23 protein-coding genes, 1 tRNA gene and 3 pseudogenes are annotated in these 23,586 nt (G+C 68.1%); 17 read left to right on the top strand and 10 right to left on the bottom strand.

What is annotated here, in order from left to right; all coding sequences use genetic code 11:
- Positions 1-5 precede the first annotated feature (5 nt).
- Both flgA and flgH read left to right on the top strand, forming a co-directional pair.
- On the top strand, positions 6-1,058 hold the full coding sequence (gene flgA, locus ASF22_RS10260) for a flagellar basal body P-ring formation chaperone FlgA (protein ID WP_056263849.1): 1,053 nt from the start codon (positions 6-8) through the stop codon (positions 1,056-1,058).
- 35 nt (positions 1,059-1,093) lie between these two features.
- Positions 1,094-1,840, top strand: a complete 747-nt coding sequence (gene flgH / locus ASF22_RS10255) for a flagellar basal body L-ring protein FlgH (RefSeq protein WP_056169311.1) — start codon at positions 1,094-1,096, stop codon at positions 1,838-1,840.
- A gap of 57 nt (positions 1,841-1,897) precedes the next feature.
- Here the strand turns inward: flgH and ASF22_RS24520 are convergent, their stop codons facing one another.
- The 4 genes from ASF22_RS24520 to ASF22_RS10240 all read right to left on the bottom strand — a co-directional run bounded on the left by ASF22_RS24520 (position 1,898) and on the right by ASF22_RS10240 (position 4,878).
- Complete coding sequence (locus ASF22_RS24520) at positions 1,898-2,074, bottom strand: hypothetical protein (RefSeq protein ID WP_200918727.1); 177 nt, start codon at positions 2,072-2,074, stop codon at positions 1,898-1,900.
- Between the two features lie 208 nt (positions 2,075-2,282).
- Positions 2,283-2,702, bottom strand: a complete 420-nt coding sequence (gene dksA / locus ASF22_RS10250; RefSeq protein ID WP_056169307.1) for an RNA polymerase-binding protein DksA — start codon at positions 2,700-2,702, stop codon at positions 2,283-2,285.
- A 266-nt stretch (positions 2,703-2,968) separates the two neighbouring features.
- Positions 2,969-4,333, bottom strand: a complete 1,365-nt coding sequence (locus tag ASF22_RS10245; RefSeq protein ID WP_056263848.1) for an MBOAT family O-acyltransferase — start codon at positions 4,331-4,333, stop codon at positions 2,969-2,971.
- Positions 4,334-4,452: 119 nt separating this feature from the next.
- Positions 4,453-4,878 (bottom strand): flagellar assembly protein FliX, encoded by a 426-nt coding sequence (locus ASF22_RS10240; RefSeq protein WP_056169302.1) that lies wholly within the window; start codon positions 4,876-4,878, stop codon positions 4,453-4,455.
- Between the two features lie 321 nt (positions 4,879-5,199).
- Between ASF22_RS10240 and ASF22_RS10235 the strand changes: the two genes are divergently transcribed.
- From ASF22_RS10235 to ASF22_RS10210, 6 genes are all read left to right on the top strand, one after another.
- Positions 5,200-6,354, top strand: coding sequence for a flagellar basal body P-ring protein FlgI (locus ASF22_RS10235; RefSeq protein WP_056169299.1), 1,155 nt, complete (start codon positions 5,200-5,202; stop codon positions 6,352-6,354).
- Positions 6,355-6,391: 37 nt separating this feature from the next.
- Positions 6,392-6,817 (top strand): rod-binding protein, encoded by a 426-nt coding sequence (locus ASF22_RS10230; protein WP_056263845.1) that lies wholly within the window; start codon positions 6,392-6,394, stop codon positions 6,815-6,817.
- Positions 6,801-7,286: a hypothetical protein gene (locus tag ASF22_RS10225; protein ID WP_056263844.1), complete on the top strand. Its 486-nt coding sequence runs from the start codon at positions 6,801-6,803 to the stop codon at positions 7,284-7,286. Before ASF22_RS10230 ends, ASF22_RS10225 begins: the two co-directional genes overlap by 17 nt.
- An 80-nt stretch (positions 7,287-7,366) precedes the next feature.
- Entirely contained in the window at positions 7,367-7,834 is a 468-nt protein-coding gene (locus ASF22_RS10220) for a BLUF domain-containing protein (protein ID WP_056169290.1), read from the top strand.
- 50 nt (positions 7,835-7,884) lie between these two features.
- Positions 7,885-8,337: a response regulator gene (locus ASF22_RS10215; protein ID WP_056169287.1), complete on the top strand. Its 453-nt coding sequence runs from the start codon at positions 7,885-7,887 to the stop codon at positions 8,335-8,337.
- Positions 8,338-8,370: 33 nt separating this feature from the next.
- On the top strand, positions 8,371-10,707 hold the full coding sequence (locus tag ASF22_RS10210) for a DUF3772 domain-containing protein (RefSeq protein WP_056263842.1): 2,337 nt from the start codon (positions 8,371-8,373) through the stop codon (positions 10,705-10,707).
- A gap of 34 nt (positions 10,708-10,741) precedes the next feature.
- Here ASF22_RS10210 and ASF22_RS10205 read toward each other — a convergent pair whose 3' ends face one another.
- Positions 10,742-12,379, bottom strand: coding sequence for a peptide chain release factor 3 (locus tag ASF22_RS10205; protein WP_056169275.1), 1,638 nt, complete (start codon positions 12,377-12,379; stop codon positions 10,742-10,744).
- Between the two features lie 116 nt (positions 12,380-12,495).
- A complete protein-coding gene (locus tag ASF22_RS10200; protein WP_056263840.1) occupies positions 12,496-13,248 on the bottom strand; it encodes an SDR family oxidoreductase in 753 nt (250 codons plus the stop codon).
- Positions 13,249-13,347: 99 nt separating this feature from the next.
- Here ASF22_RS10200 and ASF22_RS10195 point away from each other — a divergent pair.
- A tRNA-Gln gene (locus ASF22_RS10195) sits at positions 13,348-13,422 on the top strand.
- Positions 13,423-13,572: 150 nt separating this feature from the next.
- Here the strand turns inward: ASF22_RS10195 and ASF22_RS10190 are convergent.
- Both ASF22_RS10190 and ASF22_RS23755 read right to left on the bottom strand, forming a co-directional pair.
- Positions 13,573-13,722 (bottom strand): hypothetical protein, encoded by a 150-nt coding sequence (locus ASF22_RS10190; protein WP_156647659.1) that lies wholly within the window; start codon positions 13,720-13,722, stop codon positions 13,573-13,575.
- A gap of 220 nt (positions 13,723-13,942) precedes the next feature.
- Positions 13,943-14,347, bottom strand: coding sequence for a hypothetical protein (locus ASF22_RS23755; RefSeq protein ID WP_156647658.1), 405 nt, complete (start codon positions 14,345-14,347; stop codon positions 13,943-13,945).
- A 93-nt stretch (positions 14,348-14,440) separates the two neighbouring features.
- Here ASF22_RS23755 and ASF22_RS10180 point away from each other — a divergent pair, with 93 nt between their 5' ends.
- Positions 14,441-14,677, top strand: a complete 237-nt coding sequence (locus tag ASF22_RS10180; RefSeq protein ID WP_056263833.1) for a hypothetical protein — start codon at positions 14,441-14,443, stop codon at positions 14,675-14,677.
- A 153-nt stretch (positions 14,678-14,830) separates the two neighbouring features.
- On the opposite strand, the gene ASF22_RS23750 is transcribed toward ASF22_RS10180, so the two are convergent.
- Complete coding sequence (locus tag ASF22_RS23750) at positions 14,831-15,043, bottom strand: hypothetical protein (RefSeq protein ID WP_156647656.1); 213 nt, start codon at positions 15,041-15,043, stop codon at positions 14,831-14,833.
- Between the two features lie 86 nt (positions 15,044-15,129).
- Between ASF22_RS23750 and ASF22_RS22955 the strand changes: the two genes are divergently transcribed.
- Both ASF22_RS22955 and ASF22_RS22950 read left to right on the top strand, forming a co-directional pair.
- A protein-coding gene (locus ASF22_RS22955) for an IS5 family transposase (protein WP_156647660.1) occupies positions 15,130-15,884 on the top strand; the annotation gives its coding sequence in 2 pieces (ribosomal slippage) (positions 15,130-15,459 and positions 15,462-15,884; 753 coding nt in all).
- A gap of 10 nt (positions 15,885-15,894) precedes the next feature.
- A pseudogene (locus tag ASF22_RS22950) lies at positions 15,895-16,065 on the top strand (tyrosine-type recombinase/integrase); the annotation flags it as partial.
- Positions 16,066-16,381: 316 nt separating this feature from the next.
- On the opposite strand, the gene ASF22_RS10165 reads toward ASF22_RS22950, so the two are convergent.
- Positions 16,382-18,544 carry a molybdopterin oxidoreductase family protein gene (locus tag ASF22_RS10165; RefSeq protein WP_056263828.1) on the bottom strand — a complete coding sequence of 721 codons (2,163 nt, stop codon included), beginning with the start codon at positions 18,542-18,544 and terminating at the stop codon, positions 16,382-16,384.
- Positions 18,545-18,940: 396 nt separating this feature from the next.
- On the opposite strand from ASF22_RS10165, the gene ASF22_RS10160 reads away from it, so the two are divergent.
- From ASF22_RS10160 to ASF22_RS22945, 5 genes and pseudogenes are all read left to right on the top strand, one after another.
- Positions 18,941-19,840 (top strand): LysR family transcriptional regulator, encoded by a 900-nt coding sequence (locus ASF22_RS10160; protein WP_056093375.1) that lies wholly within the window; start codon positions 18,941-18,943, stop codon positions 19,838-19,840.
- A gap of 135 nt (positions 19,841-19,975) precedes the next feature.
- Positions 19,976-20,932: an alpha/beta hydrolase gene (locus tag ASF22_RS10155; protein WP_056263826.1), complete on the top strand. Its 957-nt coding sequence runs from the start codon at positions 19,976-19,978 to the stop codon at positions 20,930-20,932.
- An 86-nt stretch (positions 20,933-21,018) separates the two neighbouring features.
- Positions 21,019-21,636, top strand: coding sequence for a pyridoxamine 5'-phosphate oxidase family protein (locus ASF22_RS10150; RefSeq protein ID WP_056263824.1), 618 nt, complete (start codon positions 21,019-21,021; stop codon positions 21,634-21,636).
- An 84-nt stretch (positions 21,637-21,720) separates the two neighbouring features.
- Positions 21,721-22,437, top strand: a pseudogene (locus tag ASF22_RS10145) (SLAC1 anion channel family protein); the annotation flags it as partial.
- Positions 22,438-22,627: 190 nt separating this feature from the next.
- Positions 22,628-23,571: pseudogene (locus ASF22_RS22945) on the top strand (IS630 family transposase).
- Positions 23,572-23,586: the final 15 nt, after the last annotated feature.

Genomic DNA, 23,586 nt, shown 5'->3' with positions numbered 1-23,586 from the left:
TCAAGATGTACGCCCTGAGATACGTTTCCCCGACCCTTCGGCCCCGCGTCTCGCCGGTCAATCCGGCGATGGTGGCCCGCGCCCTGTTCGCGCTCCTGGCATTCGGACTGCTCACCCTCCCGGTTCTGGCGGAGGGCCCGGCGCAGCGCCTTCGCCTGCGCGGCGACGTCACGGCGCGCGGCGACGTGCTGACGCTGGGCGATCTCGTGGAGGGGGCGAGCGCCGATCTTTCGGTGCGCCCGCTGTTCCGTGCGCCATCCCTCGGGGGGCACGGCACCATCCAGGCCCGGCGCATCGCCGAGGCCGTCGCGGCCCTCGGGCTCGGCGAGATCGAGACGGGCGGACGCGTCCAGGTCGCGGTCCAGCGCGCCGCCCGGCGCGTCGCCCAACCGGAGATCGAGGCCGCCCTGAAGCGGTCCCTCGAGACCGCCTACGGCCTCGACGGCCGCACCGTGGCGATCCGTCTCGATGGCGACGCGCCGGTGCTGCTCGCCCCCGTCGACCTCGACGGACAGGCCTCGGCCGTCGATCTCACCTACGATCCGCGGTCCCGGCGCCTCGCCGCCCTGGTGACGCTCGGCGACCGCCAGGCTTCGCTCCGGGTCACCGGCCTCGTCATGGAGATTCGCGAGGTGGTGGTCATCGGGCGCCAGCTCAACCGGGGCGAGGCCGTCACGCCGGCCGACTTCACCGTCGAGCGGCGGCCGAAGGAGGCGGTGCCGACGGATGCCCGGACGGGCGCGGCGGACCTGCCCGGACAGGTGGCGCAGCGGGGCTTGAGCGCGGGCGCGATCCTGCGCGGCGGCGATGTCGCGCCGCCCGACCTCGTCGCACGCGGCGAAGCCGTCACCATCGTGTTCGACGCGCCGGGCCTCGCCCTGTCCCTCCGGGGCCAGGCCAACGAGAGCGGCCGCCTCGGTGCCGCGATCACCGTGACCAACCCGGTCTCCAAGAAGGTGCTGCCCGCCACCGTGATCGGGCCGGGGCGCGTCTCCGTCGGCCCGGCGCCGGCCCCGATCCAGCGCCAGGCCAACGCCGCCCTCGACGGCACCCGTTGATCCTCCCTCTTCGAATCGCCTCAGGCACGGTCCCGATGACCCACCGCGTTCGCCCCGCCCTCGCCGTCGCGCTCCTGTGCACGGGTCTGACCGCCTGCAACACCGCCGATCGGCTGTCGCAGATCGGCGCCACCCCGGCCCTGTCGGCCATCGAGGACCCAACGGCGCAGGCCGGCTACAAGCCCGTGCGGTTGCCGATGCCGGAGGTCCAGCCGGTCTCCTACGCGCCGAACTCCCTGTGGCGCACGGGATCGCGGGCGTTCTTCAAGGATCAGCGCGCCGCCCGCATCGGCGACCTCGTGACCGTGAAGGTCAATGTCACCGACCGGGCCAACCTGAACAACGAGACCAAGCGCTCGCGCTCCAACGCGGAGGGGTTCGGCCTGCCCAACGCCTTCGGCCTTGAGAAGAACCCCGCGGTGGCGGCCGCCGGCATCGCCGCCGACAAGCTCCTCGACGCGACCTCGACCACGTCGAGCGACGGCACCGGCTCGGTTCAGCGCAACGAGACCGTCACCACCAGCATCGCCGCCATCGTCACGCAGATCCTGCCGAACGGCAATCTCGTGGTGGAGGGCAAGCAGGAGATCCGCATCAACTTCGAGGTGCGAGAACTCATCATCGCCGGCGTGGTCCGCCCGGAAGACATCGAATCCGACAACACCATCGAGTCGACCAAGATCGCCCAGGCGCGCATCGCCTATGGCGGCCGCGGCCAGATCACCGACGTGCAGCAGCCGCGCTACGGCCAGCAGATCGTCGACGTGCTGCTGCCGTTCTGACGCGGTCCCGGACGGCACCGCGAACCCTCGCCCGGGGACGATCGTCCCCGGGGAAATCTAGTGCTCCGTGCCGGGCCGGTTCGGGCGCGGCGCCTCGCCGTGGGTCTTCGTGAAGGCGGAGCGTTCCGGGTCGTTCTTCTTGGCGGCGACGCGGGCGCGCTGCCACAGGGCGACACCGATGACGATGCCGAGGGTCGCGAGGGCGAGGACGAGGATGAGAACTTCATTGTTCACGGCGTTGGCTCCCTGACGATAGTGTTATCGTGGGGAAGCCGAACCACGGTCCCAAGGTTCCGCGAACGGCGCCCGGCATCCGACCAAGTCGACGCCAGTCTTCGACGCCGAGGCCACCGCCGCTCATCCGAATTGGCGCCGAACGGCGCCGGCCCGAACCGGATCGGGTTCGGCCGCGGCCTTCGTCCCGATCTTGTGCCCGGCGACCTCAATCGTCCCGGTAGACCCGCTCGCGCCGCTCGTGGCGCTCCTGGGCTTCCAGGGACAGGGTGGCGATGGGGCGGGCGTCGAGGCGCTTCAGGGAGATCGGTTCGCCGGTCTCCTCGCAATAGCCGTAGGAGCGGTCCTCGATGCGAGCAAGGGCGGCGTCGATCTTGCCCGTGAGCTTGCGCTGGCGGTCCCGGGCCCGCAGCTCGATGGCCCGGTCGGTCTCCGACGAGGCCCGGTCGGCGAGGTCTGGATGGTTCTCGTTCTCGCTCTGGAGGGCGACGAGGGTGTCCTGGGCCTCGCGCATGATGTCGGATTTCCAGCCGAGAAGCTTACGCCGGAAATATTCACGCTGCCGATCGTTCATGAACGGCTCGCTCTCACTGGGTACGTAGCCGTCCTCGAGTGTGATCTTCGCCATTCGCGCCCCTCGCAAGTCTGTCGCGGCCAGTTTGCGGCGATATTTTGCGTCGCTATAATGCAGGGATCGGTCCACGACAACGCGCCGATACCACAGGCGGGCCGGTTCGTAACAGGCATCCGCGCCCTGCGGCAAACACGCAACGGATGTATGGCGTGCCGATGCACCCGGGCCCGCTGCCCGACCGACCGGGATACCCGCGTTTCGCGGGCGCCACCCTGCGAAATTCCCCGCAGAACGGCCGACCGGCGCCGGTCCCGAAGTGCTCAGAACTGGAAGTAGATGAAGGCGTAGTTCGCGTCCTCGCCGATCCGCAGGAGCAGGGCGACGAACAGCAGGCCGAAGCCGAGCGCCGCGAACCGGGTCGGCGGCGTGCGCTGGACGACGCTCCAGGCCGTGGGGCCGAGGCAGGCGATGGCGGCGGCCGGCGCCAGGGTGCGCCACGGCAGGCCGGTGCCGAGGGGCGCGTGCCCGACGAGGCCGTCGAAGATGCGCACGGCGCTCGGGAAATCGGGCGCGCGGAACAGGACCCAGGTCGCCGCGACGAAGCCGAAGGTGAGGAGCCGGCCGAGCGGCACCGGCATGGGCAGGCCGCCACGCCGCCACAGCAGGCCAAGGGCGAGGCCGATCCCGTGCGCGAGGCCCCAGGCCACGAAGGTGAGGCCGGCGCCGTGCCAGAGGCCGCCCAGGGTCATGGTGGCGAGGAGCGCGAGAATCTGGCGGGCGAGGCCGTGCCGGTTTCCGCCGAGCGGAACGTAGAGGTAGTCGCGCAGGAAGCGCGACAGGGTCATGTGCCACCGCCGCCAGAAATCCTGCAGGGACGTCGCCCGGTAGGGCGCGTCGAAATTCTGAGGCAGGATCACGCCGAACATCAGGCCGAGGCCGAGCGCCATGTCGGTGTAGCCGGAGAAGTCGAAGTAGATCTGGAAGGTGAAGCCCAGGGTCGCCTGCCACGCCTGCGCCACCGTCACGCCGGCGCCGCCCGCCGCCAGTTCGAAGACCGGATTGACGACCTGGGCCAGGGGGTCGCCGAAATAGACCTTCTTGGCGAGGCCGATGCAGAGCAGCATCACCCCCTGTCCGAAGCGCTCCGGCGCCACCGGTCCACGCTCGGCGAACTGAGGCATCACCTCGCGCCAGCGCACGAGGGGCCCGGCCAGCACCTGCGGGAAGAACGCGATGTAGAGGGCGTAGTCGCGAAGGCCGTAGGCGGGCGCCCGGCCGGCCCGGAGGTCGGCGAGATACATGCAGTGGTGGAAGGTGAAGAACGAGATGCCGAGGGGCAGGGCGAGGCCGACGGGGGGAAGCGCGAGGCCCGGCACCCAGGCGACGAGTCCGGCGAGAAAATCGAGGTACTTGAACACCGCCAGCGCCGCGAGGTTCGCCGCGATGGCGATCGGGATCAGCCCGCGCGGGCGGCCGCGGAGATACGCCCGGGCCACCAGCCAGTTGGCTCCGATGGACACGGCGATGAGCGGCACGAAGCGCGGGTCCCACCAGCCGTAGAACACGAACGAGAGCAGGAGCAGGCAGTCGGGCCGCAGGAACGGGCGCCACCGCAGCACGAGGCCGTGGAGCGCGAGGGCGACGGGCAGGAAGCCGAGCAGGAAGATCGTCGAGTTGAACAGCATGCGCGCCGGGTCACGGGTGCGACGGATCGCGACCCGTCCGCGTGTCCGGGGCCGGGAACGGCTCGGCTTGTCGGGGATCGTGGCGGGGGCGTCAATGTCGGGGCGCGTTCAGGACCGGATCAGGCCGCTTCGCGCGCCTGAAGCTTGGCCAGTTCCACCGCCGCCCGCAATTCGATGTCGGCGATGAGGCCGTCGAGGCGGGGGTCGCCGCTCTCGCCCGAGCGCTGGGCGAGGCGACCCGCGATGGCCTGGAGATCGCGGGTCGAGACCCGGCCCATGATGAGGGAGGCCTTCAGGCGGTCGAGGCCGTCGAGGAGGTCGTGGCCGCGCCGGGTCGCGCGGCGGCGGCGCTCCTCCGGCGTATCGGAATTGGTCTGGAGGGTGAGGATCGCATCGAGGCCGGCGAGGGACGAAGCTGGCGTCGCCGCGGCGCTGGTCGCTGTCGCCGGCGCCTGCCCGAGGGCGAAAGCCGGGCCCGCCTCGGTCCGGCGCGGTGCGGTGGCGCCCCCCGCGGCGGCGGCGGCGAATCGGGGGTCGATGCGCATGGGGGACGACCGTTCCGTATCCGCGCGGCCGGTTCCATCCGCCCCCTAGCCGCGCGGCGCCGGGGGACGGCCGATTCGGTGACCCCGCTCGCGCGGCCCCGGGATCGGTACGAGGCGGCAGAATCCGGCCGGATTGGTTAACCGCGGGTAAAGCCCTCGGCAGATCCTGCCGGGTCGGCATGAAGGGCGGTGGCCGCGTCCGTTACGGCACCGGACCTCCTCAGAAAAATTCGTTCAAAAACAAGGGGTTGCCGGAACGGTCGGTTTGGCACGCTCCTGGCAGATTGGCTCCCAAGACCGCGCCCTCCATCGAAACGCACCATGCGCATTCAGATGCCCCGCTCGACGTTCCGCTTCGCCTGGCGCTCCATCGCCCGCTGCCTCCTGGCGCTGGCCTGCGCCGGGCTGACGGCGGCCCCGGACCGGGCCTTCGCCCTGTCGCGGGTGAAGGACATGGCGAGCATCGAGGGCGTGCGCCAGAACCAACTCGTGGGTTACGGAATCGTGGTCGGCCTCAACGGGACCGGCGACACCCTGAACAACATCCCGTTCACCCGGCAATCCCTGCAATCGATGCTGGAGCGCCTCGGCGTCAACACCCGCGGCGCCACCATGCGGACCCAGAATCTCGCGGCCGTGATGGTGACGGCGAGCCTTCCGCCCTTCGCCACGCAGGGCAACCGCATCGACATCACGGTGTCGTCGCTGGGCGATGCGAAGTCGCTCCAGGGCGGAACCCTGCTGGTGACGCCGCTCCTCGGCGCCGACGGCGAGGTCTACGCCCTGGCCCAGGGGTCGGTGGCCATCGCGGGCTTCTCGGCCGAGGGCGACGCCGCCAAGATCACCCGGGGCGTCCCCACCAACGGCCGGGTGCCCAACGGGGCGATGATCGAGCGCGAGATGGCGTTCAAGATGAACGACATGCGCTCCCTGCGCCTGTCCCTGCGAAACCCCGACTTCACCACCTCGAAGCGGATCGCGGCCGCCATCAACGACTTCATGGGCGCCGACACCGCCGAGCCCACGGACCCCGCCACCGTCACCCTGCAGATCCCGCCGAAGTACAACGGCAACATGATCCGCCTCGTCACCGAGATCGAGCAGCTCAAGGTCGAGCCCGACCAGACGGCGCGGGTCATCGTCGACGAGCGCTCGGGCATCATCGTCATGGGCCGCGACGTCCGGGTCTCCACCGTCGCCATCGCACAGGGCAACCTCACGGTGACCATCACCGAGCAGCCGCAGGTGAGCCAGCCCGCCCCCCTGTCCAACGGCCAGACCACGGTGGTGCCGCGCACGGGCGTGAAAGTCGATACCGGGGAGGGCAACAAGCTCGCCCTGGTCAAGGAGGGCGTGACCCTGCGCGAGCTCGTCGACGGGCTCAACGCGCTCGGCGTCGGCCCCCGCGACCTCATCTCGATCCTCCAGGCGATCAAGGCCGCTGGGGCCCTGCAGGCCGACATAGAGGTGATGTGATGCGCTCTTCCCCCTCCCCCAGCACGAGGCGTTGACCATGCTGTTCGCTCCCCTTGCCGCCACCGCCGCCATCGGCGTCGGAAAAGCCATCGTCGGCGACATCGCCAAGACCGTCACGGGCGCCACCAGGGCCGCCGCGGGCGCTTCCAAGACCGCCGCGGCGGCCAACGCTCCGGCGACCGGCGCGGCGGCGACGACCAAGAGCGCCGCCGAGGCGAAGGCCCGGAAGGCCGCCTCGGAGTTCGAGACCATGTTCCTCGAGCAGAGCCTCGACCGGCTGACCCAGTCCGACGGCACCGAGGGCCCCCTCGGCGACAACGGCACGGGCGGCGGCGTCTACCGCTCGATGCTCACCAAGGAATATGCCGGCCAGATCGTGAAGAGCGGCGGCGTCGGCATCGGCGATCAGGTGTTTCGCGAGATGATGAAGATGCAGGAGGGCGCGAATGGCTCCGTCAACTGAGGGCCCCCTGCGCATCGTCGACCGCGCCGGAGCCGGGGCCCTGGTGGCCCGCGTCATGGAGACCCTCGACGCCCTGGAGGCGGTGCTGGCCCGCGAGAGCGACCACATCCGCGTCGGGAGCCTGCACGAGGGGCTGGCCGAAACCGAGCGGAAGACCGGCCTGTCGGCGGCCTATCTGCAGGGGTTGGAGACCATCAAGGCCAACGCCATCGCGCTGACGCGCTTCGCGCCGGAGGGGATCGAGGCCTTGAAGGCGGCGCACCGGCGCTTCACCAAGGCCGTGGAGGCCAACCAGATGGTGCTGGCCACCGCCCGCTCCGTGTCGGAGGGTCTGGTGAAGTCCCTGGCCGAGGAGGTGGGCCGCGCCCGCGCGCCGACGATCTACGGCCGCCCGTCGCACGCCCCCTCCCCCTATGCCCGCGCCGGCCACGGCGGCAGCCAGCCCCTGGTGCTGTCGCGCAGCCTGTAGGAATCCGGGGTGGCGCGTCTTTACGCTCCGTTATGGCCGGCGCGTCTAGGCTCGGGACGCGACCATCACGGGCCACGATCATGCGCGCCAAACGGACGAGCCTCGTCCATCTCATCTACTTCTCCCGGCTGAACCTCGCCGCCGATGCGCCGACGCGCGCCCGGCAGCTCGGCGAGATCACCCGTCAGGCCCAGAAGAAGAACGAGTTCTCCGTCATCACCAGCTTCCTCATCGTGGAGCAGAACTTCGCCGCGCAGATCATTGAGGGCGAACGCGCCTCGGTGAGCGACACCTTCAACCGCATCGGCAACGACACGCGCCACCGCGACGTGCAGATCGTCGAGTGGCGCGAGATCGTGAAGCGGGAATTCGTGAACTCGTTCTCCACGGGCGTGCGCGGACCGGCCAACGACGCCGTGTTCGTGAAGGCCAACCTCATGCCGATGTTCCAGCGCGGCACCCCGAAGGCCACGGGCATCCACGCCCTGGCCATGCAGTTGCAGAGCGAATCCATGTCGAAGCAGGGCATCGACCACCTGTTCGTCTGAACCCCATCCGGACGCCCCGTCGCCGCCCCCGGCCTTGAGACGCGAAACCCATGAGCGAGACGCCCCCGATCCTCATCGTCGACGACCAGGAGAAGCTCCTGAAGCTCGTCATCCTGCTCATGAACCGGCTCGGGTTTCCCGATGTCGAGGGCGTCAACGATGCGCCGACGGCCCTGGAGCGCCTGCGGACGCGGAAATACGCCCTGGTGATCTCCGACCTCGACATGGAGCCCATGGACGGCCTCGCCTTCCTGCGCGAGATACGCGCCGACGACGCCCTGATGAACACGCCCTTCATCCTCACCGAAGCCTCGTTCGACTTCGAAGACATCAACCTCGCCCACCAGGCCGGCGCCGACGCCTTCATCCTCAAGCCGTTCGACATGTCGGTGCTGAAGTCGAAGCTGAAGCAGGTCATCAACCGCAAGCCGCGCAAGCGCGAGGCGCCGCTGGCCGCCGAATCCGCCCTCAGCGTGGATTTCCCCATGCTGGGCAAGTTCTGAGCGGACCCGCTCCGACGCGCCGGCCCGTCCCCGATGATCGCCCCTCCCACCGGCCCGGCCGGGCGGCTCGCCCAGCGGGTGTCCCTCATCCTCGCGCTCCTCTTCGGCGCGGTCGGCGGCGGCGCGGCGGCGCAGGACGGCCCGCGCCCGGATCTGCGCCGGTCCCTTTCCGAGATCGCCGCCGAACTCCCCCTCCGGCAGGCCGACTTCGCCGGGCTCTCCGCGCTCCGCGACCGGGCCGAGGCCCTGGCGGCGGAGAGCCGCGAGGTGCAGGCCCGGGACGCGGCGGCCCTGGAACGGGCGCGGACGGCACGGCTCGACGCCGGCCGAATCGAACCGCCACCAGAGCGCGACGCCGCCATCCGGGCGGCCGACGACGCCCTCCGGTCGGCCGAGGAGCGGGTCCAGGCGGACAAGGCCCTCGCGGCCGACCTCGACGGCCTCGGCAATCGCATCACCGAGGCGCGGCGCAGGCTCTTCGCCGCGCGCCTGTTCGCCCGCGGCGCAAGCCCGCTCTCCTTCGGATTCTGGAGCGAACTCGTCGACCGGGCGCTGCCGCAGGTCGCCGGCAAGCTGTCCGATCTCGGCACCGCCATGGCGGCCGGCCAGGAGGGTGACGACGCCGCCGAGATCGCCATCGGCGCCGCGGTGGTCCTGACGGGCCTGCTGCTGCTCTACGCGGCGATCCGGAAGGCGCGCCGGTACACCCTGGACCGCTGGCAGCGTTTCGCCGCGCGGACGAGCATCAGCCCCCGGCGACGCGCCGCCGTGCACGCCCTCCTCGACATGACGCTCACCGTCTGCTCGTTCCCCCTCGCGGTCGTGCTGCTCCTCGTCCTGAACGACGACATCGATTTCACGCCCGGCAGCCTCGATTCGATCATCTTCCGCGTGCTCGCCGCCGTCGCGGGCGCCCTCCTCGGGGCCGGCATCCTCCGGGCCATGGTGGCGCCGCGCGATCCGGCCCACCGGCTCCTCGCCGTCAGCGACGGGACGGCCCTGATCGTCGCGCGTACGGGCCACGCCCTGATCCTGGTCTACGCCGCCGATCTGGTGTTCGCCGAGTTCGCCGTCGCGGCGCATTTCCGCATCGTGATCAGTCAGGCCGCCACCATGGCGATGATCGCCCTGTGCTGCGCGCTCCTGGGGCTGGCCCTCCTGCGCCTGAGCCGGGACGAGGCCCCGGCCGAGTCGGACGCGATGCCGGCGGCGCGGTCGGCCGCCTCCCTCACGATCCTGACGCCCGTCGTCTGGGCCGGAGTCGCGGTTTCGTTCGCGGCGATGCTCGCCGGCTACACGGCCCTCGGCGGCTTCCTCATCGGCCGCCTGATCGTCACGGGCCTGCTCCTCGCCCTGGGCTGGGTGGTGCTGATCTGCGTCGACGCCCTGTTCGTGACCCGGGCCGACATCGAGACCAGCCCGCGGCTGCTGCGCCTCAGCCGGGCCCTGGCGGTGCCGCCCGACACCCTGGCCCTCGGCTCGGCCGTGGTCTCGGGCGTGCTGAACGTCCTCGCGGTGACCGCGATGATCTTCGTCGTCATCGGCCCCTGGAACCTCGCCTACGGCGAACTCAACCCGTTCCGGGACGCGTTCCTCGGCACCCATCCGGGCGATGTCCGCACCCTCGTCGGCGCTGCGGGGTTCGCCGCCCTGACCGCCATCGTCGGCGTGGCCCTGACGCGGGCCGCGACGGGTTGGCTCGACCGCAGGGTCCTGCCGCAGACGCACCTCGACGCCGGCGCCCGCTACTCCGTGATCACGGTGGTGGGCTATGGCGGCCTCGTGCTCACCCTCCTCCTGGCGCTGGGTCAGCTCGGGGTGAATCCGCAGAGCCTGACGGTGATCGCCGGCGCGCTCTCCGTCGGCGTCGGGTTCGGCCTGCAGAGCATCGTCTCGAATTTCGTCTCGGGGCTGATCGTCCTGGCCGAACGCCCGATCCGGGTCGGAGACCTCGTGACGGTCAAGGGCGAGGAGGGGCGTGTCAAGAAGATCAGCGTCCGCTCGACGCTCCTCGCCACGGGCGATCGCACGGACCTCATCGTGCCGAACACCGACATCATCACGTCCATCGTCCGCAACAAGACCCTGACGGACGTGTCCCAGCGCCTGCGCCTGCCGGTGGTGCTGGCCCAGGACACGGATCTCGCGCTGGCGCGCGACATCCTCGTCGCCGTCGCCGCCCGTCATCCCAACGTCGCGGCCGACCCCGCGCCGGTGCTGCTCCTGACGAAACTCGGCGAGAGTCTCGAAGTCGAGGCGCGCGTCTTCGTCCACGACGTGTCGCAGAGCGACGTGACCCGCAGCGAACTCAACCACCTGCTGCTCGAATTCTTCCGCCGCGCCGGCATCAAGCTGGGCGGGACCGCGTGAGCCCGCGCCCGAAGCCTGCGAACCCGAAACCGGCTCAGGCCACCGCGCGCTTCTGGTAATCCTTGATGTCGGAGAACCGCAATGCGGGCGCCCGCTCCTCCTCGTAGCGCAGGGAGAACGCCGTGGTGGCCATGAACACCGGCGCGCCGTCGAGGTCGCTCGCCAGGGCCGAGCCGTGGCTGCCGATGAAGTTGTCCAGATCGGTCTCCTTGTCGGCCTCGATCCAGCGGCAGATGGAGAACCGGGTCGGTTCGTAGTCGATGGGCAGGCCGTACTCGGCCTGGAGCCGCTCCTTCAGAACGTCGAGCTGCAGGGCGCCGACCACGCCGACGATGGCCTGGGAGCCGTCATGCGGGCGGAACACCTGCACCACGCCCTCCTCGCCCATCTGCTGCAGGGCCTCGCGCAGCTTCTTGGCCTTCATCGCGTCCGTGAGCTTGATCCGCCGCAGGATCTCGGGGGCGAAGCTCGGCACACCGCGGAACACGATCTCCTCGCCCTCCGTCAGGGTGTCGCCGATGCGCAGGGTCCCGTGGTTGGGGATTCCGACGACGTCGCCCGCGAACGCCTCGTCCGCGATGGCGCGGTCCTGGGCGAAGAAGAATTGCGGCGCGGAGAGCGACATGGGCTTACCGGTTCGCACGAGCTTGGCCTTCATGCCCCGGCTGAGCCGGCCCGAGCACACCCGCATGAAGGCGATGCGGTCGCGGTGGTTCGGATCCATGTTCGCCTGGATCTTGAACACGAAGCCGGTCATCTTCGGCTCCGTCGGCTCCACGAGGCGCTTGTCGGCGTCCTGGCCGCGCGGCGGCGGGGCGAAGCGGGCGAGCCCGTCGATGAGGTCGCGCACGCCGAAGTTGCGGAGCGCCGAGCCGAAGAACACCGGCGTGAGGTGCCCCTCCCGGAACGCCTCCAGATCGAAGCGCTTCAGGCCGGACTCGGCGAGCTCCGCCTCCTCGCGCCAGGTGGCGACCTCGCCCTCCTCCGTCAGGAGCCCATCGAACAGCGGATCGTCGACGCCCGTCACCGGCACGGTGCCGGCATCGTCGGCGGCGTCGAGGCGGCGCACCCGGCCGTTGCCTAGGTCGTAGGTGCCGGCAAAGCTCCGCCCCCGGCCGATGGGCCATGTGACGGGGGCGACGTCGAGGGCCAGCACCTTCTCGATCTCGTCCAGCAGCTCGAACGGGTCGCGGGCCTCGCGGTCGAGCTTGTTGATGAAGGTGACGATGGGAATGTCGCGCAAGCGGCAGACCTCGAACAGTTTTCGCGTGCGCGCCTCGATGCCCTTGGCCGCGTCGATGACCATCACGGCCGAATCCACCGCCGTCAGGGTGCGGTAGGTGTCCTCCGAGAAGTCCTCGTGGCCAGGGGTGTCGAGGAGGTTGAAGACGCAATCGCCGTACTCGAACGTCATCACCGAGGTGACGACGGAGATGCCGCGCTCCTTCTCGATGCCCATCCAGTCGGAGCGGGTGGAGACGCGGTTGCGCTTGGCCTTGACCTCGCCGGCGAGTTGGATGGCGCCGCCGAACAGCAGCAGCTTCTCCGTGAGCGTGGTCTTGCCGGCATCCGGGTGCGAGATGATCGCGAAGGTGCGGCGCCGGGCGACGGGATCGCTCTTCGGGTCGGGCGCTTTGTGTTCGGCGGATTTGGTCTCGGTCTGCATCAGCATGGCGGGCAACGGTGTTCCGGGTCCGCGGCGGGCGGACGATGGCCGCCGGACGGCGACCCGAGAGAGCGGGCTGTGTAGGCGTTTCCGGGGGGAAGCGCAAAGCCGCCGGAATGGGCTCAGCCCCGGCCGATATACGGCATCTTCGTCGCGAGCACGGTCATGAACTGGACGTTGGCCGAGGGCGGAAGCCCCGCCATGTAGACCACGGCGTCCGCCACGTGGGCCGCGTCCATCACCGGCTCCGGCTTGATGCTGCCGTCGGCCTGCCGGGCGCCGTGCGAAAAGGCCCGCGTCATCTCGGTCTCGGCATTGCCGACGTCGATCTGCCCACAGGCGATGTCGTGGGCGCGCCCGTCGAGGGAGGTGGCGCGGGTCAGCCCCGTCATGGCGTGCTTGGTGGCGGCGTAGGGCGCCGAGTTCGGGCGCGGCACCTGGGCGGCGATGGAGCCGTTGTTGATGATGCGCCCGCCGCGCGGGTCCTGCGCCTTCATCAGCCGGAACGCCCCTTGCGTGCACAGGAAGGCGCCCGTGAGGTTCACGTCGACGCTGGCACGCCAATCGGCCAGCGCCACCTCGTCCACGGGCACGCTCGGGGTGAACACGCCGGCGTTGTTGAACAGCACGTCGAGGCGGCCATACGCCTCCCGGGTCGCCGCGAACAACCGCGCGACGGAATCCGGGTCGGCGACATCGGCCTCGACGGACAGGGCCTTGCCCCCCTGCCCCCGCACCGCCTCGGCGACAGCCTCGAGCCGCGCCCGCCGCCGCCCGGCCAACACCACGGCGTATCCGGCTTCGGCGAGCCCCAGGGCCACCGCCCGGCCGATGCCCGAGCCGGCCCCGGTCACCATCGCGATCCGTCCCGCCATCCGCCGCGTGCTCCCTACTCCGCAACCGCTCATAAAGGCGGCGTCGCCCTGTTGCCAGCCTCCCCCACTCCGTCTAGACACCATCCGGCCTTGCGCCGATGGGGCGTCGCCAAGTGGTAAGGCAGCGGTTTTTGGTACCGCCATTCCCAGGTTCGAATCCTGGCGCCCCAGCCAAGCCCCCTTTAGCCCAATAATCTTAGAAACTTAGCTAGGTCTTAGGCACCTCGGCCGGGTTCCGATCCGTGACAGTCAGGCGGGTGCCACGGGCGGGCGCTCGAAGGCCCCGGCGGGACGTGCCAGGGCCTATGGGATCAGGGCACGATCTCAGAGCTTGTCCAGCTGGCGCCGGTCCTGACGAACTTTCTGCTCCATCGCGTGGGTCGCCTCGCGGACATCGCCGCCGGCGGCGTCCAGGGCCGCGTGGGCGGCCTCGGCTACGAGATCACGGTCCTGGGGTTTCGCGCTTGCTGCCATAATGGCCTCCACGGCGCCGGCCCGCCAGGGCCTGAAGCGCGTCACAGGTGGTCGGGGTACGACCGCCGGCGCCGTAGAGCACGGAAGCTCGGGATCGCGCTTGAACCGCCCTGGCGGGGCGGATTGGTGTGCGGCTAGCGACAGTGGTCAGGTGGGTTGCATCAACCGCAGGGTCGCTAGCCGCTTCCGGCCGTAAGCCGGAACTCGATGTTGGCTTTGACTACGCGCGCCAGTCGGCGCCGGCCGTACTCATGATCAGGGCGGCGCGGCGGGATGCGTTGGCCTGTTTTAGCGAGGCGGGACCGGGCGGGACGTAGAACGTGGCGTCCTTGCTGAGGGTCTGAGGGAATGCCGAGTATTGACGCAGCCGCGGCTCTTCGTGCGGCCAGATCTCCTCGTGCAGCGCATTCCGCTCGACGCGGAGCCATTCGGAGTAGCGGAACATCAACGCGCGGGTGACGGGCTCGGCCACTGCGCTCGGCTGGCCGATGAGAGTGACGCCGCCTCCGATGAGGGGGAGCGCGAGAAGGCCGCGCAGAAAGCCTCGACGGGCAGGCGGCTGACGATTTTCGTGCGACGAAATTTCGTTCGAAACTCGTGCCGCGGTATAAATGCTGGTAGCCATGCCGCACCCCTATTTAGCGAGGTTGTGGTCAGGGCCGAGGGGAAGATTGAACCCTTCCCTTCGGCCTGATGCTGGTCCAGCATCACTTCAAGCATGGCTTCCGACATGATTATCGAAATGGACCAGTCCGAAAAAGTCCGAGAGAACCGCATCCGGCGGATGGCGGAACGGCGCGGTATGCGCCTTGAGAAGTCGAAGCGCCGCGACCCGAAGGCGATCGATTTTGGTGGCTACATGCTGATTGATACCGCGAAGAATTTTGCGGTCGTCGGCAGCGATCCCTACCCATACAGCGCGAGCCTCGAAGACGTAGAGGGATGGCTGCAATGACCCCTACCCTCGTTATCCGGCTCACCGGCCAGGGCCTCTTGCCTCACCGTGACGATCCCGAGGGGGCGAACTGATGAGCCTCCTTGAGGATGAGAAGAAGGCTGAAGAGCGGGCCAAAGCGCTTACCAATGAACGAGCGAAGCTGACGGCGAGCTATTTGAACGGACTCGCCATCGCGGTCGTTGCCGTTGGATTTTTCGCACCCGCTTTTGCTCCGCGGGCCAGCGAGGGCAGGCTCAGTGCCCCGACACCGTAGCTGTACCCCGCTCCACGGCGACGCAAGCGGCCATCGACCACGGACAGCGCGGCCTGTGTCTCTTCGTAGGGGCCTTCCGGGAAGCCGGTGATCCGCTCGAACCAATCCATGCTGAAGCTCCTAGGCTTAGGGTCCGGACCCACAAGTTTGGCTTGGCGGGCGTGTCTGTGATTCCTTCCGGGTGAAGGAGGCGCCGATGGCCGAGTTTTGGTTGACCGACGAGCAGTTTGCGAAGATCGCTCCGCACCTGCCGACAGACACCCGGGGCAAGGAGCGCGTCGACGACCGGCGCGTGATCAGCGGGATCATCCACGTGTTGAAGTCAGGTGGGCGTTGGACGGATGCCCCGCGGGAGATCTACGGCCCGAAGAAGACCCTCTACAATCGCTTCGTGCGCTGGGCGGCCAAGGGGGTCTGGGGTGATCTGTTCGAGACCCTGGCCCGTGCGGGTGGGCCACCTTCCCAGGTGCTGATCGACTCCTCGGCCGTGAAGGCGCATCGCTGCGCCTCCGGTGGAAAGGGGGGGAGCAAAGCCAGGCCATTGGCCGCTCGCGGGGCGGACGCACGACCAAGATCCACGCCCTCACCGACCGGTTCTGCCGCCCGCTCGCCTTCCTGCTGACGGGCGGACAGGTGGCGGACTGCAAAGCGGGTGCGCAACTCCTGGAGCGCGCGCCGGCGTGCCGGATCATGCTGGCCGACAAGGGCTACGACAGCGACGCCATCCGTCGTCAGATCGAGGCGACGGGGGCGGCACCCAACATCCCGCCCAAGTCCAACCGGCGATGGAAGCCGTGCTTCTCACCCGTCCTGTACAAGGGCCGCAACGCCATCGAGCGGATGTTTGGACGCCTCAAGGACTTCCGCCGCATCGCCACGCGATACGACCGGTCGGCCACCAACTACCTGGCTGCCGTCTGCATCGCCGCTACCGTCAGCTGCTGGTTATGAGTCCTAAGCCTACGGCAAACATTCTCTACGCCGAACAAAGGCGGCCTTGATCTACAAGCGAACCGGCAACCTACGCGCTGTGCAGATTCTGCTCGGGCATACGAAAATCGAGAGCACAGTACGATACCTCGGCGTGGACGTTGAAGACGCGCTCGCTCTGGCAGAAGCGACCGAAATCTGAAAGCCGGCCTCCTCGGCGGCAACGTTGAGGGGCCATTCAGACTTTACAACCGCAGCGAGTCCAATATCGTCGAACCGGCATTTGACTGTCTTGGATATAGACGTTCTTGAACTGACCCAGCCTTTCTGCACCGGGTGGATTTTTGCCGGTCTGCTTTCGGGCGTGATGGTGGGAGAAGCGGACACCTGGGTGTGTGTTTTCGACGAACACCCAGGGGCTCTCACAATTCGTTCTCAGGGCAGACTAACCGAACAACCATTGCCTCGGAACGAGCGTCCCGTAGGACGCCCGTTTGTTGCTCAGCCAATCGTTGACATCAGTTCGCCCGGGCAACCTCGACGAGGTTGTCTGAGAACGACGGGGCGTGGCCCATATCGGTGAAGGCCCCCGAGGAGATGCTGTTGACCGTGCCTTCATTGAGCTGGCGCCAGTAACCCAGCGTCGCGACCACGATGCCGGCCTTCACGTCCTCGGTGATGCGGGCCACCCCCTTGAAGGCCCCCCGGTCGTTGGCAACCTGAACCCTGTCGCCGTCCCGGATGCCACGTGCGTCGGCATCATGCTGGCTGATCATCACGAACTGTTCGCCCTGGCCCTTCTGCTTATCTTCCATGTTCGCGTAGCAGGAGTTCAGGAAGTAGTGGCTCTTGGGCGAGACGATGTTGAGCGGAAAACGCTTGGCCAGTTCCGGGTCGTTGGTGTGGGATTCCCGCGGGCCGAGATAGTCGGGCAGCGGATCGAGCGCCTCGCCGGGCTGGAAGCCCTCGTACATCTGCCGGAACGGCGGCGCGACGAAGTTCGTGGCGCCCTCGACCATGAACATGCACTTGCCGGTCGGTGTCGGGAAATTGCCCTCCCGATGCGGAGCCCGGTCGTCGGGCGTGCCGACTTTCAAGCGGGCAAAGCCATGCTCACGCATGTACTGGAGGTCGATGCCCTCGCAGGCCGGGGCGTTCCAGTCGACGTAGTGCTCCAGGCACTCCGTGTCGGTCCACTTGAAGTTCTCTTCCTCGAAGCCGAGCCGGGCGGCGAGCTGGCGGAAGATCTCGTTGTTCGGGATCGCCTCGCCGGGCGCCTCCGCGCACTTGGTGTTGTAGGTGAGATAAAGGTGGCCCCACGACAGGATCATGTCCTCCATCTCCGCCCCCATCGTGGCGGGAAGCACGATGTCGGCGTAGGATGCCGTGTCCGAGAGGAAGTGCTCGGCAGAGACCATGAACAGGTCCTCGCGCATCAACCCGGCGACGATCTTGTCGGTCTCGGGCGCCTGCGTGACCGGGTTCGAGTTCCAGCACATCATCGACATGATCGGCGGGTCGAGCTTCAGCTCGCCGGTCAGCGCCCGCCCGATCTGCAGGTTGCTGATGACGCGGGTCCCCTCCGGGATCAGGTCGGGTCGGCACATCACGTCGAACTTGTAAGGATGCTCCCAGACCCCGAACTGCGTAACGCCGCCGCCGACATGGCGCCAGGCGCCGGTCAGCGCCGGGATGGATGACACCGCCCGGATGGTCTGTCCGCCGCCGTAGTGCCGCTCCAGCGCCACGCCCATGCGGATGCCCACCGGCTGATCGGTCGCCATCTCGCGGGCGAGCTTGCGGATGTCCTCGGCCGGGACGCCGGTGATCTCGGCGGCCCATTCCGGCGTGCGGGTGCTCGCCCGCTCCTTCAGCTCCTCGAAGCCGACCGTGTAGTTGTCGACGTAGTCCTGGTCGACGAGGCCTTGTTCGATGATCGAGTTGATCAGCGCCATGGCGAGCGCGCCGTCCGTGCCGGGCTTCGGCGCGATGTGCCAGTCGGCCGCCTTGGCGGTGCGCGAGGCGTAGGTGTCGATGACGACGACCTTGGCGCCTTGTCTCTGGGCATCCTTCACGATGGCCCAGTGGTGCAGGTTCGTGCTGACCGAGTTGCAGGCCCAGATCACGATGTACTTCGAGTGGATGTAGCTGTCTGGATCGAGCCCGGCGGTCGGGCCGACGGTGAGCAGCCAGGCCGTGCACGAGCCCTCGCCACAGAAGGTGCGCTCGGTCACCGTGGCGCCCATGCGGTTAAAGAAGGCGTCGCCGCCGTTCAGCCCGTGCACCAAGCCCTGGTTGCCGAGGTAGCTGTAGGGCGCGATGGCCTCGGGCCCGTACTGGTCGATGATCGCCTTCCAGCGCGTGACGATGGTGTCCAGCGCCTCGTCCCAGGTGATGCGCTCGAACTGCTTGGAGCCCTTCGGGCCGACGCGCTTCATCGGGTAGAGCAGCCGGTCCGGGTGGTAATGGCGCTTCTCGTAATCCTTCAGCTTCACGCAGAGGCCGCCGCGGGTCATCGGATGATCCGGGTTGCCGCGGACGCCGAGCAGCTCCCCGTCCTTGACCTCGAAGATCATTGAGCAGGTGTCCGGGCAGTCGTGCGGGCAGCCGCCGAAGAAGGTCTCGGTGATGCTCTCGGCCTCGGCGACGAGCAGGGAATCGGGCTTGACGATCTCGTTCATGTTTCCTCCACGGCCGAGCGTCTCGCTTTATTGTTCTAGCGAGCCGGCCCGGCCAGCAGGAAGGATGCACTTAAGTGCGAACAATTCCAAGTTTCGGTCTCACATAGGCGCGAAGCCGGCGTGGGTTCGTGGGGCTAACATATTTGCAGCGCCGTCACGGACGACAGGGAACGCTCCGTGGATGGCAACGCTCAAAGGAATTCGAACCGACGTCCGCTTCGTGGTGGCCGGGAATCGTCTTGAAGCGGCGAGGTTGAGTCGGGTGCGGAACGTCGGCTTACGGGTAAGGCGGCCAGCTTTCGCTGTTGGGGCCGAGTGGAAGCCATTCGTGGCGCCTTCGAAAATAGTGCCGCTGTCGTATTTTTATACCTTAGCGTTCGGTTTACAGATGGGGACATGGACCGACTCGACGCCATGTCCGTGCTGCTCGCCGTCATTGAGGAGGGCAGCCTGTCCGGCGGCGCGCGCAGGCTGCGCCTTCCCCTCACCACGGTGAGTCGCAAGGTCTCCGATCTCGAACGCCACCTGGGAACTTGCCTCCTGAACCGGACGAGCCGCCGGATCGATCTGACGCCAAGCGGACAAGCCTACGTCACGGCTTGCAAACGCATTCTCGAACAGGTGCAGGAGGCCGAGCGGGCGGCTGCGGGCGAGTATACGACACCGCGCGGTGAACTCTTCGTCACCGCCCCAATCGTCTTCGGCCGTCGGCACGTCGTTCCGGTGGCCACGGAGTTCCTGACCGCGCATCCCGAGATCGACGTCCGGCTGCTCCTCATCGATCGCCAGATGAATCTCGTCGACGATCATGTCGACATCGCTCTGCGGATCGGCCCTCTGGCCGACAGCGCGCTCCTGGCCACGCGCCTCGGCTCGGTCCGCCGTGTCGTTTGCGCGAGCCCGGCCTACCTCGCGCGCCGTGGCGTGCCGAGCGCGCCCGAGGAACTGAGCACCTACGAAGCCGTCACGTTCCAGGGCTTTCCCGCCGCCCCGGAATGGCGCTTCCAGCAGGGCGCCAAGACGATCACCGTTCCGGTCCGCGCCCGGTTGACCGTCAATACCGCGGAAGCCGCCGTCGACGCGGCGCTGGCCGGTCTCGGCGTCACCCGCGTGCTTTCGTATCAGGTCGCCTCGGAGATCCGATCAGGCGCGCTCAAGCTCATCCTGGAAAGCTACGAGCCCGAGCCGTTGCCGGTCAGCTTCGTCCATCCGGAACAGGGGCTCATGCCGCTCAAGGTGCGGGCCTTCCTCGATTGGAGCGTTCCGAAGCTTCGAGCCCGCATGGCTGCCCTCTGACGACTGTCACAGCCTTCCATTTTTCGGAAGTGAAACTCCCGAACGCATAGGCTTATACCAAAATGCGGATGAGCCTAAATCTCTCCTCGGAAGCCGGAACGCATCACGCACCGGCCCTCTTCGAGGAGAATAACGATGACCGATCTGATCGTCACGGCCCTTCTGTCGGCATCCGCCCTCGCCATACAGGCCGCGGCGTCGAGGAGATTGGCCCACCCGGCCATCCCCGTGATCCATCATCGCACGGCTACGATCGACGGCGTTGACGTCTTCTACCGGGAAGCCGGTTCGGCCGATGCGCCGGTCGTCGTCCTGCTCCACGGCTTTCCGACCTCGTCGCACATGTTCCGCAACCTGATCCCGCTCCTCGCCGACCGTTATCGCGTCATTGCGCCGGACTATCCGGGTTTCGGCGAGAGCGACGCTCCGGACCACAAGACCTTCGCCTACACCTTCGCGCATTTTGCCGACATCGTGGACGAACTGCTCGGCCGCCTTGGGGCGATGCGCTATGCCCTCTACGTGATGGATTACGGGGCGCCCGTCGGCTATCGCCTCGCCCTCAAGCATCCGGAGCGCGTCACCGCCCTCGTGGTTCAGAACGGCAACGCCTACGAGGAGGGGTTGCTGGCGTTCTGGGACCCGATCAAGGCCTACTGGGCCGACGATTCCAAAGCGAACCGCGAGGCCCTGTCGGTCCTCGTCGCTCCGGGCACGACGAGGTTCCAGTATGTCGACGGCGTCGCCGACGTCTCGCGCATCGATCCCGATAACTGGCGCCACGATCAGGCGCTTCTCGATCGTCCCGGCAACAAGGATATCCAGCTCGACCTGTTCCGCGATTACGGCACGAACGTTCCGCTCTATCCTGCATTCCAGGCGTTCTTCCGTGCGCATCAGCCGCCGACGCTGATCGTCTGGGGCCGGAACGACACGATTTTCCCGGCCGAGGGTGCGCATCCCTACCTTGGCGACCTGCCGGACGCCGAAATGCACCTGCTCGACACGGGACACTTCGCGCTCGAGGATAAGCTCGACGTCATCGCGCCGCTGATGCGCGACTTCCTTGACCGCAGCCTGTCGTCCCACTGAACCACCCATGGCCAGAGCGGCTGCCGACCGTGCCTGAACGGGCTCGGCCACGGCGCCGATTTGGCCCACGTCGCAGGAGGTCCGCGATGAGACACCGCTTCTTCGATCGCGCCTTCACTCCATCCGTCCAGGCGGAGCAGGCCCGCATGGGCTCGCGCGAGGCCTATGCTGATGCCGGCGCCGCGATGGTGCCGGACGATTCGCTCACCGCACGCGAGGGCGCTTTCATCGCCGCGCGCGACAGCTTCTATCTCGCCAGCGTCTCCGAGACCGGCTGGCCCTACGTCCAGCACCGCGGCGGGCCGATCGGATTCGTGACGCGCATCGACGACCGGACGCTGGGCTGGGCCGAGTTCGCGGGCAATCGCCAGTACGTCTCGGTGGGCAATGCCGCCACGAACGACCGGGTGGCGATGATCTTCATGGATTACCCGAACCGGCAGCGTCTCAAGGTGCTCGGCCGCCTGCGCCTCGTCGACGGCAGCGAGCGCCCGGACCTCGCCGCTCGCTTGGCCGCGCCCGGCTACCGAGCGCGGGTGGAACGCTTCGCCCTCGTGACGGTCGAGGCGTTCGACTGGAACTGCCCGCAACACATCACCCCGCGCTTCAGCGAGGTGGAAATCGCGACGGCCGTTGCCCCGCTCCATGCGAGGATCGCGGACCTCGAAGCGAAGCTCGCGAGAGCGCCCGCCGCCGTCGATTGATCGTCGACCTCCCCTATACGGAGCCATCCCATGTCCGATGCTTCCTCGGAGCCGACGCCGATCGGTCTGCCGACGATTCCGCGCATGGGTTGGCGGCAGCTCGATTACCTGCCGGTCGGCCTCTTCGCCTCGGTGATGGGGCTGACCGGTCTCAGCTTCGCCTGGCGCCTCGCCGAAGCCCGCTACGGCGCACCGGCCGTGCTGGCCGACGCCATCGGCTGGGCGGCGGTGGCGGCCTTTGTCGCCATGACCCTCGGCTACGCGGTGAAGCTCGTCACCGCGCCGGACGCGGTCCTGGCCGAATTCCGGCATCCGATCGCCGGCAATCTGTTCGGGACCCTACTGATCAGCCTGCTTCTTTTACCGATCGTGCTCGCACACATCCATCTCCGGCTCACTCAAGGGATGTGGATCCTGGGCGCTGTCGGTATGCTGGTCTTCGCCTGGGCGATCGTGACCCGCTGGCTGAGCGAACGCCAGGTCGCCGCCCACGCGACACCCGCCTGGATCGTCCCGGTGGTCGGCCTTCTCGACCTGCCGCTGGCCCTGCCCTCGCTCGGCTTGCCGCATACCCACGGTGTCATGGTGCTCGGCCTCTCAGTCGGCCTTTTCTTCGCGGTTCCGCTGTTCACGATGATCGTGTCACGGCTTCTGTTCGATGCCCCGCTGCCGTCTGCCCTGCAGCCGTCTCTGCTCATCCTCGTGGCGCCGTTCGCGGTCGGCTTCTCGACCTATGTGACGACGACGGGTACGGTCGATCTGTTCGCGGAGGCGCTCTACGCGCTCATGCTGTTCATGCTAGAGCGTTTTCCGTTTGTGCTGAATCGGTCGGCTAGGGTTCACGCGGCGCTGTTGGGCTGATTCACTGATCGCTTCGGAGGAGGAGCGACGGATGGGNTAGAGCGTTTTCCGTTTGTGCTGAATCGGTCGGCTAGGGTTCACGCGGCGCTGTTGGGCTGATTCACTGATCGCTTCGGAGGAGGAGCGACGGATGGGACGACCCTACAGCCAGGATCTGCGGGAGCGCGTGGTGGAGGCCGCTGCGATGACATCGCGTCGTCAGGCGGCGGCGCGGTTCGGGGTCGGCATCGCAACGTCGATCCGCTGGATGGCCGCGCTGACGACGACCGGGACGGTGGCGGCCCGTCCGCAAGGACGGGCGCGCCGCTCGAAGCTCGATCCGCACGCGGCGTTTCTGCGCGACCTAATCGACGGACAAAATGACATCACTCTGGAGGAGATGCGCGCCCGGCTCCGGGACGAGCACGCTCTCACGATCGGGCTCGGCACCCTGTGGAGCTTCCTCGACGCACGCGATCTCACGTATAAAAAAAGACAGCGCACGCCACCGAGCAAGAACGCCCGGACGTGAAGGCGGCGCGCGAGGCGTGGTTTGCGGGTCAGCCCGACCTAGACCCAGCTTGCCTCGTGTTCCTCGACGAGACCTGGACCTCGACCAACATGGCCCGCCTGCGCGGGCGTTCACCGCGTGGCGAGCGGCTGCGCTCGCCCGTGCCGCACGGACACTGGAAGACCACGACCCTGGTAGCCGGCCTGCGCCTGTCCGGGATCGCCGCCCCGTTCGTGCTGGATGGGCCGATCAACCGGGACGCCTTCCAGGCTTACGTCGACCGGGTCCTGGTGCCCGAACTGAGCCCCGGTGACATCGTCGTCATGGACAACCTCGGCAGCCACAAGGGGCCGGCCGTGCAAGCCGCCATCGAGGCGGCCGGCGCGCGGCTGTTGTTCCTCCCGCCCTACAGTCCCGACTTCAACCCCATCGAGATGGCCTTCTCGAAGCTGAAAGCGCTCCTGCGCAAGGCCGCCGAGCGGACTGTCGAGGGGCTGTGATCGGCCATCGGGCGCCTCGTCGACACCGTCACACCCGACGAGTGCGCCAACTTCTTCGCCGCCGCAGGATATGAGCCAGATTAAACCGAAAACGCTCTA

Source organism: Methylobacterium sp. Leaf87 (assembly GCF_001422775.1).
Classification (GTDB): domain Bacteria; phylum Pseudomonadota; class Alphaproteobacteria; order Rhizobiales; family Beijerinckiaceae; genus Methylobacterium.
Note: the sequence above shows the minus strand (reverse complement) of the source record. Positions and strands in the feature narration are given on the sequence as shown.

Bases quoted from the DNA above. Each gene is read 5' to 3' on its own strand.
- dksA (WP_056169307.1), bottom strand. From the start codon at position 2,702: ATGGCGAAGATCACACTCGAGGACGGCTACGTACCCAGTGAGAGCGAG.
- ASF22_RS10165 (WP_056263828.1), bottom strand. From the start codon at position 18,544: ATGAACGAGATCGTCAAGCCCGATTCCCTGCTCGTCGCCGAGGCCGAG.
- ASF22_RS10225 (WP_056263844.1), top strand. From the start codon at position 6,801: ATGGCTCCGTCAACTGAGGGCCCCCTGCGCATCGTCGACCGCGCCGGA.
- ASF22_RS23755 (WP_156647658.1), bottom strand. From the start codon at position 14,347: ATGGCTACCAGCATTTATACCGCGGCACGAGTTTCGAACGAAATTTCG.
- ASF22_RS10230 (WP_056263845.1), top strand. From the start codon at position 6,392: ATGCTGTTCGCTCCCCTTGCCGCCACCGCCGCCATCGGCGTCGGAAAA.
- ASF22_RS10220 (WP_056169290.1), top strand. From the start codon at position 7,367: ATGCGCGCCAAACGGACGAGCCTCGTCCATCTCATCTACTTCTCCCGG.
- ASF22_RS10160 (WP_056093375.1), top strand. From the start codon at position 18,941: ATGGACCGACTCGACGCCATGTCCGTGCTGCTCGCCGTCATTGAGGAG.
- ASF22_RS10240 (WP_056169302.1), bottom strand. From the start codon at position 4,878: ATGCGCATCGACCCCCGATTCGCCGCCGCCGCCGCGGGGGGCGCCACC.
- ASF22_RS10180 (WP_056263833.1), top strand. From the start codon at position 14,441: ATGGCTTCCGACATGATTATCGAAATGGACCAGTCCGAAAAAGTCCGA.
- ASF22_RS10205 (WP_056169275.1), bottom strand. From the start codon at position 12,379: ATGCTGATGCAGACCGAGACCAAATCCGCCGAACACAAAGCGCCCGAC.
- ASF22_RS10200 (WP_056263840.1), bottom strand. From the start codon at position 13,248: ATGGCGGGACGGATCGCGATGGTGACCGGGGCCGGCTCGGGCATCGGC.
- flgA (WP_056263849.1), top strand. From the start codon at position 6: ATGTACGCCCTGAGATACGTTTCCCCGACCCTTCGGCCCCGCGTCTCG.
- ASF22_RS10235 (WP_056169299.1), top strand. From the start codon at position 5,200: ATGCGCATTCAGATGCCCCGCTCGACGTTCCGCTTCGCCTGGCGCTCC.
- ASF22_RS10155 (WP_056263826.1), top strand. From the start codon at position 19,976: ATGACCGATCTGATCGTCACGGCCCTTCTGTCGGCATCCGCCCTCGCC.
- flgH (WP_056169311.1), top strand. From the start codon at position 1,094: ATGACCCACCGCGTTCGCCCCGCCCTCGCCGTCGCGCTCCTGTGCACG.
- ASF22_RS10245 (WP_056263848.1), bottom strand. From the start codon at position 4,333: ATGCTGTTCAACTCGACGATCTTCCTGCTCGGCTTCCTGCCCGTCGCC.
- ASF22_RS23750 (WP_156647656.1), bottom strand. From the start codon at position 15,043: ATGGATTGGTTCGAGCGGATCACCGGCTTCCCGGAAGGCCCCTACGAA.
- ASF22_RS10210 (WP_056263842.1), top strand. From the start codon at position 8,371: ATGATCGCCCCTCCCACCGGCCCGGCCGGGCGGCTCGCCCAGCGGGTG.
- ASF22_RS10215 (WP_056169287.1), top strand. From the start codon at position 7,885: ATGAGCGAGACGCCCCCGATCCTCATCGTCGACGACCAGGAGAAGCTC.
- ASF22_RS10150 (WP_056263824.1), top strand. From the start codon at position 21,019: ATGAGACACCGCTTCTTCGATCGCGCCTTCACTCCATCCGTCCAGGCG.
- ASF22_RS10190 (WP_156647659.1), bottom strand. From the start codon at position 13,722: ATGGCAGCAAGCGCGAAACCCCAGGACCGTGATCTCGTAGCCGAGGCC.